At 40.9% G+C, this 14475-nt stretch carries 17 protein-coding genes and 1 pseudogene; all 18 read left to right on the top strand.

Going from position 1 to position 14475, the window contains the following annotated elements:
• Positions 1-12: 12 nt before the first annotated feature.
• Positions 13-1128 (top strand): tRNA-dihydrouridine synthase, encoded by a 1116-nt coding sequence (locus tag E3D81_RS00530; protein ID WP_134776061.1) that lies wholly within the window; start codon positions 13-15, stop codon positions 1126-1128.
• A 207-nt stretch (positions 1129-1335) separates the two neighbouring features.
• On the top strand, positions 1336-1743 hold the full coding sequence (locus E3D81_RS00525; protein WP_134776060.1) for a RidA family protein: 408 nt from the start codon (positions 1336-1338) through the stop codon (positions 1741-1743).
• Positions 1744-1989: 246 nt separating this feature from the next.
• Entirely contained in the window at positions 1990-2865 is an 876-nt protein-coding gene (locus E3D81_RS00520; RefSeq protein WP_134776059.1) for a helix-turn-helix domain-containing protein, read from the top strand.
• A gap of 278 nt (positions 2866-3143) precedes the next feature.
• Positions 3144-3797 (top strand): hypothetical protein, encoded by a 654-nt coding sequence (locus tag E3D81_RS00515; protein WP_134776058.1) that lies wholly within the window; start codon positions 3144-3146, stop codon positions 3795-3797.
• Between the two features lie 25 nt (positions 3798-3822).
• On the top strand, positions 3823-4725 hold the full coding sequence (locus E3D81_RS00510; protein WP_134776057.1) for an NAD(P)-dependent oxidoreductase: 903 nt from the start codon (positions 3823-3825) through the stop codon (positions 4723-4725).
• A gap of 70 nt (positions 4726-4795) precedes the next feature.
• Positions 4796-5251, top strand: a complete 456-nt coding sequence (locus E3D81_RS00505) for a DoxX family protein (RefSeq protein ID WP_229678255.1) — start codon at positions 4796-4798, stop codon at positions 5249-5251.
• A gap of 12 nt (positions 5252-5263) precedes the next feature.
• Positions 5264-5899: a LysE family translocator gene (locus E3D81_RS00500; protein ID WP_093364789.1), complete on the top strand. Its 636-nt coding sequence runs from the start codon at positions 5264-5266 to the stop codon at positions 5897-5899.
• 19 nt (positions 5900-5918) lie between these two features.
• Complete coding sequence (locus E3D81_RS00495) at positions 5919-6356, top strand: carboxymuconolactone decarboxylase family protein (protein WP_134776056.1); 438 nt, start codon at positions 5919-5921, stop codon at positions 6354-6356.
• A 32-nt stretch (positions 6357-6388) separates the two neighbouring features.
• Positions 6389-6985, top strand: coding sequence for a hypothetical protein (locus E3D81_RS00490; RefSeq protein ID WP_134776055.1), 597 nt, complete (start codon positions 6389-6391; stop codon positions 6983-6985).
• An 11-nt stretch (positions 6986-6996) separates the two neighbouring features.
• Positions 6997-7434, top strand: coding sequence for a hypothetical protein (locus tag E3D81_RS00485; RefSeq protein ID WP_134776054.1), 438 nt, complete (start codon positions 6997-6999; stop codon positions 7432-7434).
• 76 nt (positions 7435-7510) lie between these two features.
• Positions 7511-7876: a nuclear transport factor 2 family protein gene (locus E3D81_RS00480; RefSeq protein ID WP_134776053.1), complete on the top strand. Its 366-nt coding sequence runs from the start codon at positions 7511-7513 to the stop codon at positions 7874-7876.
• 99 nt (positions 7877-7975) lie between these two features.
• Positions 7976-8998, top strand: coding sequence for an alpha/beta fold hydrolase (locus E3D81_RS00475; RefSeq protein ID WP_167554206.1), 1023 nt, complete (start codon positions 7976-7978; stop codon positions 8996-8998).
• Between the two features lie 38 nt (positions 8999-9036).
• Positions 9037-9885: a sigma-70 family RNA polymerase sigma factor gene (locus tag E3D81_RS00470; protein ID WP_134776051.1), complete on the top strand. Its 849-nt coding sequence runs from the start codon at positions 9037-9039 to the stop codon at positions 9883-9885.
• Positions 9886-9920: 35 nt separating this feature from the next.
• Positions 9921-10505, top strand: a complete 585-nt coding sequence (locus tag E3D81_RS00465; RefSeq protein WP_134776050.1) for an FMN-dependent NADH-azoreductase — start codon at positions 9921-9923, stop codon at positions 10503-10505.
• A gap of 2 nt (positions 10506-10507) precedes the next feature.
• On the top strand, positions 10508-10864 hold the full coding sequence (locus E3D81_RS00460; RefSeq protein ID WP_134776049.1) for a nuclear transport factor 2 family protein: 357 nt from the start codon (positions 10508-10510) through the stop codon (positions 10862-10864).
• A gap of 123 nt (positions 10865-10987) precedes the next feature.
• Positions 10988-12430, top strand: a pseudogene (locus E3D81_RS00455) (IS1182 family transposase); the annotation flags it as partial.
• Between the two features lie 355 nt (positions 12431-12785).
• Entirely contained in the window at positions 12786-13121 is a 336-nt protein-coding gene (locus E3D81_RS17420) for an RteC domain-containing protein (RefSeq protein WP_245153254.1), read from the top strand.
• The gene (locus E3D81_RS00450; protein WP_245153253.1) at positions 13018-13614 is read left to right on the top strand and encodes an RteC domain-containing protein; all 597 of its coding nucleotides are present in this window, start codon (positions 13018-13020) and stop codon (positions 13612-13614) included. Before E3D81_RS17420 ends, E3D81_RS00450 begins: the two co-directional genes overlap by 104 nt.
• Positions 13615-14475 lie beyond the last annotated feature (861 nt).

The raw sequence follows: 14475 nt of genomic DNA, 5'->3' as shown, positions 1-14475 counted from the left end.
ATTAAGAAGCAAATGAAACATCATCCTATTTTTCAGAACGCCATTACATGGCAAAGAGAACTGATCAACCGGACGGTAGTTGCCCCCATGTCACGCGTGAGCGCTACGGCGGACGGCTTGGCTACGCACGAAATGAAGGACTATTATTCCGCATTTGCAATTGGAGGATTTGCAGTTATCATTACCGAGGGTATTTACACCGATGTATACGGTAGCCAGAGTTATAACAACCAACCTGCACTTGTAAACGATGCGCAAAGCGCTTCATGGGAAAAGGTAACCCGTGCTGTCCATCAATCTCCCTCCCTTATTTTCGCCCAGTTGATGCACGCAGGTGCTTTATCCCAATATAGTGAGAACACCTTAGCCCCGTCTGCCTTAAAACCTATTGGCACAAAAATGTCTTCCTACGGTGGCCAGGGGGCATTTCCTACCCCTAAAGAAATGGACTTGATGGATATTGAAAGAATGAAACAGGGTTTTGTCAATGGAGCTGTAAACGCTTACAAGGCAGGCTTCGACGGTGTAGAAATTCACGGGGCAAATGGTTATTTGTTAGACCAGTTCCTCACACCGGAACTGAACCATCGAAACGACCAGTATGGTGGCACTATGCAGAACCGTTTCCGTGTTATTGCTGAAATTATCGCTGGCATAGAAACATCCGTACCAAAGGATTTCATTGTCGGTTTACGGGTTTCAGAGGGGAAAGTAAATGACCGTACCTACCGATGGACACACGGTATTGAAACTGCAAAAGAACTGGCAGAAGAAATAAAGGCAAGCAAACCCGATTTTGTTCACGTAGCGGTGCAGACGGGCGAATGGGAACGGGACAGCTTTTTTGGAGACGGAATATCACTGGCATCGGTTATCCTGCAGGCAACGGGCATTCCTGTAATCGCCAACGGTGGATTCCATAATCTTGAAAAGGCGGAAGTTGCCTTGAAGGACAACCATGCAACGCTGGTTGCTATCGGAAAAGCAGCCTTAGCAGATCCCCATTGGGTGATGAAAACGATGAACGGGTTACCCTTGATTCCTTTTCACCGTGAAATGTTATGGCCGGAGGCAACCCTTAGCCATACCCGGAAAATCGTCAAAGAATTAAATCTTGAAAATAGTTAGAAAGAGAACAATGAAAATGAACAGATTCTTGATAATCGGCACTTAACTTTCAGTATAGGCCATCACAGGAAAAACGTTCGCACAAAGGAACACATCTATAACTTCAAATAAATAAAAAATGAAACCTGCTTGTGTCACCATTGAATAAAGGATACATAAAAATCAACTCAAGCAAGCTTCATTGCCATTAAAAAACAAATTATTATCATGAAAATTTCACAAATTAAAATTACGCCGGACGCTTATGAACCATTCCGTCTGGCACAGGGACATCGTGTAAGCGATCTGTTGTTTATTTCGGGACAAACCGCTATTGGCAAGGATGGAAAGCTTATAGGCATAGGTGACTTTGATGCACAGGCAAAAATGGCTTTTGAAAATCTGGACAAGGTATTGAGAGCTGGAGGTTCAAGTCTGAAAAACGTGGTTAAGGTCACTATCATGCTCCGCGACATGAAGAACTTTGAGAAGATTGTCGAATTGAGAGGCAAATACTTTACCCCCCCTTATCCGGCAGATACTATTTTTGAAGTATCGTCATTGTTTTCGCCGGATGCATTGATTGAGATTGAAGCCATTGCTTTGGCTGATGCGCTGGCAGATTGGGAAAAGTAATACGAAAATAAAACCAGTCACAGTAAGGAGTGGATAAGTAGTATCTACTCCTTGTTTATTCTGGACATTTATATACAACGAAGTATAAATAACCATACATTATCAAATGATAATAATTGCGTATTTTAGTATTTTCTGATATAATAAGTTTGACTTGAGAATAAACTTCACATTTCATAATTATCATTTTTCAATTTGGACGGAAAAGCATTCCCAGGATTATACTAATTTTTAGACATCTTCCTTATGATACAAAAACATTCAGATAACTTTGATCTGCTCCGATATTTAAGGTCTCAAAAAAATGATGGCCATATAGCGCCTTATTATCTGGCATCAAAAACGTGTCTTGAAGACTTGAAAATCACCAATCCCTTTAAAAACTACTTTTATACTATCGGTCTGTATTATGGTGAAGGAGCTCGCATCAGGATAGGCACTACCGATTATGATTTAACACGAGGAAGCCTGTTGACGATTGGCCCTGGAATGACCTGCCAATGGCTCAATACCAGTTTCCCATCAAATGACACCCTGTTTTTTTATGATGATATTTTCGTGAATAATTTCAGTAGGTCATTTTTCTATTCCCTTGAATTTTTTTGCCCCGATGAAAAGAGTGTAATCCAACTCTCCGACAGTCAATTTGAAGAAATGCAACAGCTTTTCAGTACGCTTCGGGCAATCGCTGATAAGCCCGAAGCGGTATCGGGAATACTATATTCAATCCTGATTATTTCACAGAAATATTTCTGGAACCTGTACCGGGGCAATAAAAAGGAACTCAACGGTAAAGAACATACCGTTGTAAAGTTTAGAGAATTAGTTTCAAAGAATTTCTCGCAGTATAAAGATGTCGCTTTTTATGCAGAACAGTTGCATATATCACCAAAATACCTGAGCGAAATATTAGTAGAATACACCGGGCTTTCGGCGAAAAAATGGATTGAGTTTCATATCATGCAGGAGGCAAAGTACCTGTTGAGCTTTTGGAATATGTCTGTCAAAGAGGTGTCGTTTCAACTTGGCTACACAGACTCTTCTCATTTTTCCCGGGCATTCAGAAGCTACGAAGGTCAGCTCCCCACTGAGTTCAAAAATACAATTGAAATTCCTGCATAATCGCGAGTTCTACATCAAAAACAGAAAAAACTACATTTTTTGCCGTCATACTTACAGTATTGACGGCTAGGCTCCTTCATATCTTCGTATGGTATTACAGAAAACGTACAATGAAGTTTAGATAAGATGCATTTCTTTCGTTACGAAAAGACAAGACAAATCACCAACGGAAGAAAATATCCTGAATAGGTTGTCACGTTTTCAGCACTTCATGTGTCCATATTTTAAACAGTGGTTGACTGTAATAATTATCCGACCACAGCCTAACAAAAAGAAATTTGAAGGGAACGATTAAAGAAACAACGAAAATAATACACTTGCTGGCCTGCCTGTTTTTCTGCATGTGGTGCTTGCACAGCGAGGCGCAAGTCCCTGTGGAAATCACTGCAGGGCATTCGAGTTACTATTATCAGCATATGTTTTCCGGCAAAATCATTGCGGAAAAGCCGTTTGGATTTTTTAACACGTCTTCTATTTTGCTTCCTTACGACAAAAAGCGGGGGATTGAAGTGATGAGCCAATCGTATCTTATTTACGAAATAAATAAACGCTGGGCAACCGGTTTGGGTTCTATCTATGCACCGGGAAATCGGTTTGTGCCTTCGGCTTTTGTTTGGTATTTCAATAAAAAAAATGACTTATCGTATCTCATTTTTACGAGAATGGATGTTTGGTCTAACCCCAGTCTTGAGCTGTTCGGTTCTGTGGAATATCAAGGTAGCAAAAATCAGGATTTCAATCTTTATGCGCGTTTGCAGCTTCAATATATTACTTCAATGCATTGGAACGGGCACTTAAAGAGTGTTCAATATGCAAGATTAGGAGTGGACAATAAAGGTGTACAATATGGTTTGGGTGTAAACTTTGACCAATACGGGTCAAATACGGAACACTACAGCAACTTTGGACTTTTTGTGCGAAGAGTATTCTAACAGAACTTTTAAAATACAATTAAATATGAATATAGATAACATCAAAACTGAAATACCTCACAACAAAAGGAAGAGAGTAACGGTACTTGGATTGGGTAATATGGGAGCCGCGATAGCCCATACATTTATCAATCGAGGTTATGATACGGTTGTGTGGAACCGTAATGCGGAAAAATGTAAACCACTAGTTGAAGCAGGTGCAGCTGGAATAGAAATACTTAGTGAGGCAGTTGCTGCCAGTAACCAGGTTGTGACCTGCCTGTTAAACAATACGGCTGTGTATGAAGTGCTCAAACAGGTAGCTGGTGCGGTTGCCGGAAAAGTATTCATCAATTTAACGAGCGGCACGCCTGCTCAGGCTCGTGATTTTGCTGAGTGGGCTGAAAGAGAGAACGCTTCCTATATCGATGGCAAAATATTGGCAGACCCGATAGACATCGGAACCGCCAAAGCACAGTTATTATTCAGTGGTAAGCCAACCGTTTTTGATGCGCAGTATCCGCTGTTGGAAAAGCTAGGTGCCATTACTTACTACGGAGAGGACGCAGGAGCCGCGGCTGTAGATTTTTTAGCGCAGGTAGCAATTGGCTATGAATTTTTAATCGGCTTTTTGCATACCCTTCAATTGGTGCATACAGAAGGTGTGGATTTAACCGCTTTTGCACAACGGGTTGCGGGCACCCTACAGGGCTATGGCCCGCTGCTGTCCCTAATGGTCAATGAAATTAAGTTGGGTACATACCAGCCCGACTTGGGGCCGCTTCAGGTTCAAGCCGCGATGTTTGATGACCTCATCAATCATCGAAAATCAAAAAATGTGGAAACTCTGCGCATGCAAGAAATCAAAAACCTCATGGACCGTAGAATAGCTGATGGGCATGGAGCGCAGGGATTTTCGAGTTTATTCGAACTACTAGGGAAACAATAGCAATTACCTGCATTAACCACAATATTTGAAGGGAATGTAAACAAGATATGAACTAGAATAAAAAAAGAAAATGATGAAACAGAAATTTTTTAGTACACACAATGATTATACAGGTCTGATCATTCGCCTGACAATCGGTATCGTTATGTTTCCACACGGAGCGAGGGCTATGTTGGGCTGGTTTGATGGCTATGGGTTTACCCAAACTTTGGAGGGGCTGCAACAGATGGGACAGCCGTGGTTGGTGGGGCTATTGGTTATTGTAATAGAGTTCTTTGCACCCATTTTTATAATAATGGGCTTTGCCTCCCGTTTTTGGGCAATTGCATTGGGTGGACTTTTTATCGGAATAATTTTATTTGGCGGACATCTCGAGCATGGCTTTTTCATGAACTGGTTTGGCGATAAGGAAGGTGAAGGATTCGAATATCATTTGCTGATGCTCGGCTTATGTCTGGCACTGTTCATTCAGGGAAGTGGAAAATATTCACTGGACAATTTGATATCCAAAAAACTCACAGCTTAAATTTAAACAACGATGATCCCGATTCATGAACTTTTGTGGTTTGCTTTGGCTGCCTTCCTGATGGTTATCAGCCCGGGGCCGAATATGATTTATCTTATTTCAAGAAGCATTACGCAGGGTAAAACAGCCGGGCTTGTTTCACTAGTTGGCGTTATCTGTGGTTTTTTATTTCATATCGTCCTGGCGGGATTTGGATTGACTGCCATATTACTGGCTGTTCCCTTTGCTTACGGGATACTGAAAATTTCGGGCGCTATTTACTTGTTGTATTTGGCGTATCAGGCCATTAAACCCAATGGCAAAACATTTTTTGAAGTGAATGAGCATATTGCCAAAGACAAACCTCGAAAATTGTTCCTGATGGGCTTTTTAACCAATCTGTTGAATCCTAAAATGGCTGTATTTTACCTGTCTTTTTTTCCTCAATTTATCAAACCGGAATATGGCTCTATATTAGGTCAGAGTATGGCATTGGGTATTACACAGATTTTTATCAGCTTCACCATCAATTTTATTATTGTAATGACCGCTGCAAAAATGGCTTCTTTCCTTACAAGAAATCCACTTTGGGTAAGGGCGCAAAAATGGTTTATGGCCAGTGTACTGACTTTTTTAGCCATAAAAATGGTGCTTTCAAAAGCTAAATAATGACAAACAAAAAATAAATATGGAAAACAGAATAGACATACAGCAGCTTGAGCCGGATGCATTCAAGGCAATGTTCGCTCTGGAAAATTACTTACACAATTCAGGACTTTCTAAAGCGCATTTCTATCTGATTAAAATTCGTGCTTCGCAAATCAACGGTTGCGCTTTTTGTATCAACATGCACACTTCGGATGCATTAAAGCAGGGTGAAACCGCACAGCGAATTTTCCTGCTCAACGCCTGGAAAGAAACCGGATTATTTACCGAGGAAGAGAAAACAATTTTAGCCATAACCGAGGAAGTAACCTTAATCAGCCAAAACGGGTTAAGCGATGAAACGTACAGACAGGCCGAACAACTTTTTGATGGAAACCGGATTGCACACATCATAATGGCGGTTGTTACGACAAATGCATGGAATAGGATTGTAATCAGCACCAAGAAAACAGTAGTATAAAAAGAATAATGAACTAAAAATGATACTCAATTATGCAAACAATTCCTAAACCATTCAAAATCCTAGTATCTGTCCTTGTAATTTCCAATGTCGTGTTGATGATTTGTATTGTCTACCTACATTTAAATAACAGGCCAAACTTTAATGCAGAAAGAATAAATATCAATGATGCTTCGGGAAAAAACCGTGTCGTTATTGCAAACACAGACCATATTCCCGAGCCCATTATTGATGGAAAAGCGTATAAAAGAGCTTACGCCCCAGCAGGTCTTATATTCTATGACAAGAACGGCGACGAAAGAGGCGGTCTTGCTATTACCGATAATGAGCAGACTAACTTAAATGCCCTATCATTCGATTACCAGAATGCAGATGCCATTGGAATTCTCGCACAGGATAATAAAAGCGACAATTATTTCAGGGCTGGGCTGGTGATCAATGACAAAGACCTGTCGGGGAAACCCGGACATAATATCAACCGTATCAACCTGATAACGGAAAACGGGAATGCGGCTTTTGTAATGAAGGATAACAATGAAATACCGAGAATTATTCTAAAGGTTGATAGTGTGGGCAACCCGTCCATCGAAATGTTTGACAAAGACGGTAAGCTGAACTGGAAACAATAAACTCAAGCCTTATGAAACAGACATTAAAAACCGTCATCCTTATCATACCCATTCTTATGGCGGTGAATACTTTTGGTCAACAACAAAATCAAGTCGAAATGGAACAGAATAACGGAGAAGAGCGTACTGTTACGGAACATGTCGCCGTCATCGATAAAATCAGCATTCCCAAAAAAGCTATCGCGGAGTATTCCCAAAAATCGCTTTTCATCAGAAATATACTTCGGCAACAGCCCGGCTTTGTAAAATATGAAATCTTTCAACAGACAGGCGATAGTGGAGACCTTCGGGTCATTACGGTTGCCACTTGGGCAGACCGACAGCGGATGGACGATGCCAGAGTGGTCATACGGGAGGCAATGCAAAAAGCAGGGATTAAAATGCCCGCCTTTTTAGAACAACATGGCATTACGATGGAAAGGGGTATTTATCAGATGGTCGAGGAGTAGGCTAGAGAGACTTAAAACTGGCTCAATAAATACCTAATACAAGAGACAGTTTAGTGAAAACAAAAAATTATAAGAAATGATAACAAAAGATGAAATTTTAAATCTTGAGAATACACTTTACGAAGCCATCAAAAATAGTGATACGGAAGTACTCGACAACCTATTGCATGCTGATTTGCTTTTTATAATACCCAGCGGTCAGACGATAACCAAAGAAATGGATTTGCAAACGTATCGTGAGGGAAACTTAAAAGTAAACGAAATCACTCCCAAAGTAGAAGAACTGCATATCATAGCGGATCTGGCAGTTATTACTTTGCAGATGGAGTTAAAAGGGAATTATAATAACGAGCCTTTTGAAGCTAAATATAAATATATCCGTTTTTGGAAAAAGTTTCCCGAAGGCATAAAAGTAGTTGGCGGAAGCGGAATGGCTATTTAATCAAAAGCCTGTATAAGACACAGGAAATCGGCAAAACAGTAAAGATTAACAAAACAGGACGATGCGATTATGCTTCTATTTGCATTGTATTTAAATAAGATGAAAGAAAAGTTCCTCATAACCTTGATAATGACCTCAATCAGCTGGCAGTTTTGTACAGCCCAAATTAATTCCATCAATGAATACAACCGTATTGAATTAAATGGTGTCAGGCACAGCGTATTTATTAAAGGGGAAAATGCCCTGAACCCTGTTTTGCTCATATTGCACGGTGGCCCTGGGTTTTCTGATTTTTATTTTTGGCAAACACACAATAAGGAACTGGAACAGCGCTTCACGGTGGTTACATACGACCAAAGGGGAACGGGTTTATCCTACAACGATACCCTGCCTCCCGGAAGCATCACTATTGAACAGCTGGAAGATGATGCGCTAAGTTTAATACATATTCTTAAAGAGCGTTTTAAGAAAGAGAAAATATATTTGGTTGGTTATTCTTTTGGTTCTATTATGGGCATGCATCTGATTCAAAATTATCCATCGCTATTTCAGGCTTATATTGGCGTGGGACAGGTTACCAGTATGTATTTGAATGAAAAGGTTTCGCTCAATTATTCAATTCAACAGGCCAGGTTAAAAAAAGACAGCGTAGCAATGGCTCAATTGCAAAAACTCCGTAAGCATTACCCGTCCCGCTCAAAAAATGAATTATCAGACCTGGATTTATCAAGAAAATGGCTCCGGCACTTTCATGGTGATTTTTGTGAAGGTACCAATGTTGGCCAGCTCTATAAAAATATGGATTCCTTTGCCAGGCAATATTATAAAGATAGCCTGATAGCTAAGGGACAAGCCTTCACAATGAATGCCATGTGGGATGAAGTAATGCAGGTAGATTTATTTAAAACGGTTCGGGAAGTAAAAGTCCCCGTTTACTTTATCGCAGGGCGGTGTGACTATAATACCCCCTCCACACTTGCTTATAAATTTTTCAGGAAACTAAAAGCGCCTCAAAAACAATTCATCTGGTTTGAAAACTCAGGGCATTATGCAGCTTTTGTAGAACCGGAAAAATTTAATAGGATTATGGTGCAGGAAGTTCTGGCCGATAAAGGAACATAAAGCCTGAAATTTGCTAATATCAAAAATAGAATAAAAAGATGGAGAAACATTATAATAAGTTATTGACCTATGCCTATAATATTGTCGGTTCTTATGAAGATGCGAAAGATCTGGTACAGGATGTGCTGGAAAAATACATTACAATGGATAAATCGAGCATCCGCCACGAATCCAACTTTCTGATTAAAAGCACGATTAATCATGCCATAAATTTTAAAACCCGCCAAAGTAAAAAAGAAGTTTTCGGCGAATGGCTCCCCGAACCTGTTTCATTTGATAATGCCGATGCAAAACTTATTAGGGACGAAACGGCAAGCTATACCATGCTCGTGCTGTTCGAGTACCTGAACCCAAAAGAAAGAGCGGCTTTCATATTGAAAGAGGGCTTCAATTATTCACATGCTGAGATAGCCGAACTGCTTGATATAAACACCGAAAATTCACGTCAGCTATTGAGCAGGGCCAACAAACAATTGAAAGACAGTAAATACTCAAGTTATAGCCCACATTTGGGGCACTCATTTGAGACTGTAGGCAGGTATCAGAAAGCGTTGGCTCAGGCTGACATCGTGGAATTGCAGAACTTATTGGTAGACGACATAAAACTCAGTGCCGACGGAGGTACGAAGGTGCAGGTATTGAGCGGTTCGGAAATAGGGAAAACAGCTACGGCCACTTTATTGGTTTATGTACAGCAGCATTTTCTGATGGGAAAAACATTTACCTTTCAATTTTTCAATCATCAACCTGCTGCCTGCTTTTGGGAGCATGAAAAGCTCCATAACTGTCATATACTCCAATTAAGTGAAGATGGATTGATCCAGGAAATATATTCCATTGTAGACCCGGATAAGCTAAAAAATATTACCAAGCTGTCACATATTTAGTACTCAAATGGTCTTCCATAGAAAGAGTAAAAAAGATGAAGACATTATTGAGAATTGACAGTAGCTTACGTTTAAAAAACTCCTATTCCCGCAATGCGGGAGACAATTTTGTACGGGCATGGAAAGAACTGAATCCGGAAGGGAGCATCAGTATACGGGAAGTAGGCACCTCCCACATTCCTCATCTTGAGCAGGAAGTATTGGAGGCATTTTATACTGCCGGGGATACTTCGGGCCACCTGAAACTGTCCGACCAGCTAATAGCAGAACTATTCGGGTGTGATGAAATCCTTATCACAGTGCCTATGTATAATTTTGGTATTCCCTCCTCGCTGAAAGCGTATTTCGACCTGGTGCTGCGCACGGGTAAAACTTTCAGATACGATGAGGACAAAGCAATCGGATTGCTTCAGAATAAAAAAGCATACGTTCTCTCCGCTATGGGGGAACTGGATTCAGCTTTGCCCAATCTAGTGGAAATGCATCTGCAGCAGATATTGAACTTTATTGGCATTAGGGAAATTTACTATTATTCATTGGACGGAACGGATGATAAAGAATCTGTCAAACAACAACTAAACCATCAAAAAGAATTATTTACGAACATCTTAAACAAATAAAAATGGAACAGGCAGAAAAAGCAATCGAAGCATTTGTAAAAGCTGGCGACAATCGTGATGTAGCAGCATTGGAAAGGATCTTACATCCCGGCTTTCAGAATATACAGGACGGGTTTTTCGATGAGAACGGGATTTTTGTATTCTCGAAATCTGACTATATCGAACTCATCCGTACCAAGCGATTCGGCGGAAGCCCAAGGAGCCTGGTGATAAACAGCATAAAGCAATCAGACCATATGGCCATTGCACACGTGACCTTGGAAAGTGAGTATCTTATCTTTCATTCATTGATAATATGTATTCGTGATAATGAGCATTGGAAAATAATAAATAACACACCTACAATCCATGTGAAGTAGTTTTCAGTGATGAGGCTGTCTAAAAAGGTCTCTTAAAAGAGAACCCCGTCATTAAAAAATGGCGGGGTTTTTCTGTTTTTTGTCCTCAAGATTTTGTATCTTAAGGTGCAACCAAAAAACAATATGGCAAACATACAATTCAAAGCGCTTCCATCCAATAGTCCGAGTCTTTTTCCTGAGAATATTTTAGACCGTATCCCCTTGAACCATCCTGTTCGGTTGGTGAGTCAGGTTGTTGACCAGTTGGATCTGGAACATATCATCCGTCAGTATAAAGGAGGGGGAACGACCAGTTTCCATCCCAGGATGCTCATTAAGGTACTGTTCTACGCGTATCTGAGCAATATCTATTCTTGCCGCAAGATCGAGCGCGCCCTGCACGAGAACATCCATTTCATGTGGCTTTCGGGCAACAGTACACCGGATTACCGTACGATCAATTATTTCAGGGGAAAGCGTCTTAAGGGACAGATACAGGAGCTGTTTGCCAGTATCGTTCGGATGCTGCATGATATGGAGTATGTCAGCCTGAAAGTCCAGTATGTAGATGGTACCAAGATCGAATCGGCCGCCGGTCGTTATACCTTCGTTTGGAAGAAATCGATCGAGAAGAACAAGATAAAGCTGGAGGCGAACATCGCTTCGGTCCTTTCGGATATCGATGCACAGATCAGCCGGGACCAATCTTCATTAGGGGATCAGCAGGTCACCGATAGGCAGCTGAGGAAGCTTGAAGACGACTATCTGCCCCGACTGGAGAAATATGAGGAGCAACTGGAAGTACTGGGAGATCGCAATAGTTATAGCAAGACCGATACCGATGCCGTGTTTATGCGGATGAAAGAGGACCACATGAAAAATGGCCAGCTTAAACCGGCCTACAATACCCAGATCAGCACCGAAGAGCAGTTCATCACCCATTATAGCATCCATCAAACGGCCGCAGATACCACAACCCTGCCCGAACACCTGGAAGGCTTTGAGTCCCATTACGGAAAACAGAGTGAATCCATCGTCGCAGATGCCGGATATGGTAGCGAGCAGAACTACGAGCTGATGGAAGGACAGGGTATAACCGCTTTTGTGAAGTACAATTACTTCCATATGGAACAAAAGCGCAAGGATAAACAGGATCCTTTTTCGGTACAGAACCTATATTACAACCAGCAGGAGGACTTTTATGTGTGTCCGGCAGGACAGAAGCTCAGCTTTATCGGTCATGCAACCAGAGTCAGTGCCAACGGATACACTGCCCAGGTCAGCTGTTACCAGGCTCGGCGATGTGAGGGCTGCCCGATGCGCAGTGGGTGCCATAAAGCTAAAGGCGATCGGCTCATTGAAGTGAACCACAGGCTCAATAAGCTCAAGGATAAAGCCCGGGAAAGACTGCTGTCGGAAGAGGGAATGTACCATCGGAGCAAGCGACCCATAGAAGTGGAAGCTGTATTTGGTCAGATGAAAAGCAACAACAGGTTTACCCGGTTCACAATGAAAGGACTGGATAAAGTCGCTGTGGAATTCGGTTTGATGGCCATTGCCCATAACCTCAGAAAATGGGCAAAAAAGTGGAAAGACAAAGCTTTTATCGGTAAACCAGGTGGCAAAAACTCCCTATTTGCGATAAATCAAGCCATCAACATGCTGAAAAGTACAAAACATCGACTTGCAGCCTAATATTGCTCATGAAATTATAATGGAGCTCCAGAAAGCTATAAAACAGAAGAAGGTGCTTTATTAGACACCTTCATCTTAAATCATCTTGAAGAATAATTTTTTTAATGCCTTATTTCTGCATTCTAAACAATTATTCTCCAACCAATAGGGAACCGTCTAAAATTATGCTAATGGGTTAACAAATACTAACGTAAGAGCGGATCGGCACGCTCCAGTCGGAACTCAATAGGAGAATAAATGCGAGTAAATGGATAAATTTTACAATGATAAGTTACACAAACTGGAAACAGTCATCAATGACTTCGAAATTGAAGCCGATTGTTCCATACAACGGATAGAAACCGTTATACACCAGATTCTTGAATGCCTGTCCGAAATGAAAGGGTATGTCCTGAAAAGAGGGTTTAAGAATACTGATGAAGAAATCCGCTTTTTCAAATATCAGAAACCTGCCATTGTAGCTAAACTCATCTACTACAATGCCATTTACAAAATCGAGACAAAAAAAGCCGTATGGCGCAAAACATATAAGGAAATACCTCAACAAAGAACTGAAAAAGCTAAAAAGATTCTTAGACAATAATCTCGATTTTTATAAGTATTACCGGAGCAATAACTCGTTCCTTGACGAAAAAATGTTTTTACGGGGCAACCATGATATAAAGCTGTGGTTGGACACTTATTATTTCCAGTGTGACCAAACCTTTTCCACCTCACATGATTACAAGGTCGCCAAGATAATGGCCAATGATTTGATACAGGTTTACATCGAAGACCAGTTGTATAACAAATTCCAAAAAGACAAATCGAAAGCTCAAAAGAAGCTGAAATGGACAGGTAGCAAAGTGGCATTGATAGAACTGATTTATGCCCTGCATTATCAAAACGTGTTTGACAACGGGAACAATGATATAAGGGAAGTTGCCCAATACTTTGAAAGTGCCTTTGGCGTTGACTTGGGCAATTTCTATCAGACCTATTTGGAGTTGAGAAACCGAAAGATGAATCGAACAAAATTCCTTGATGCGCTTCGGGAAACGCTTATCAAAAAAATGGACGAATTGGACGAAAAGTAAGGTTCAATTTAATAGGTTCTAAAATAGTTATGCGACCGACTTCGGAGGATGTTAATATCACCTGCAAGGGCAAGTAGTTCTGAGGCACAGAATGAGTTTCGAGTGCCTCAAAACACAACTTGCTATGTTCAGGTGGACATTTTTGAGGTGTGGAATTTATTTTGAGCAGCTCAAAACATAACTTGCTGTGTTTAGGCGAACAGAAAGTTTCTGAGTTCTTAAACGGCTATCAGCCGAGCCTGCTTGCGTTCAAGCCATACGACTGCCTTGATAGATAGCAAGTTTGTAGGCAGGCATAACGGCTTTCAATATATCAGTCTGACAACTTCTTTTGATTTATTAGGTAATGAGAGGAGGTGCTGTTTTGTTTCTCGATCACTACCATTTATTCGTTCAAAGGTCGGAGTATGCTCTGTTTCGTTTCAAGGGCTAAAAAGGTCAGTGTTTAGCTGATACAAGGTTTTGACTGAAAAATACGATCCGCCAAAAGCGGATGGGATTTCTCAGCAAACTGAAGGCTTGACCTTGTAAAGCGTAAAAACACTGATTCACCTTTGCCCGTGAAAATGAAACGAATAGCATACCTACTTTTACTGAAATAGTATAAAATACTGAAAAACAATGGTGTTACAGTAAAGTGAACTAAAGTGGGTTCGATGTTCCCTAAATTTTGGTGATTTTATTGAGACACAACATCGAACCCCGAAGATAATTTTCAAGTCAACGCATATCTATCAGAATACCAGTAAATTATAAGGAAATAAAAAAGGGACAAATCTTTTTGTTTAAGACTTGTCCCAAGAGGTGACCCCGCTGAGGCTCGAACTCAGGACCCACAGATTAAGAGTCTTTGTCAATTGC

This window comes from Sphingobacterium sp. CZ-2 (assembly GCF_004526235.1).
Lineage (GTDB): Bacteria > Bacteroidota > Bacteroidia > Sphingobacteriales > Sphingobacteriaceae > Sphingobacterium > Sphingobacterium tenebrionis.
The sequence above is the reverse complement of the archived record's forward strand: the minus strand, read 5'-3'. Positions and strand labels throughout refer to the sequence as shown.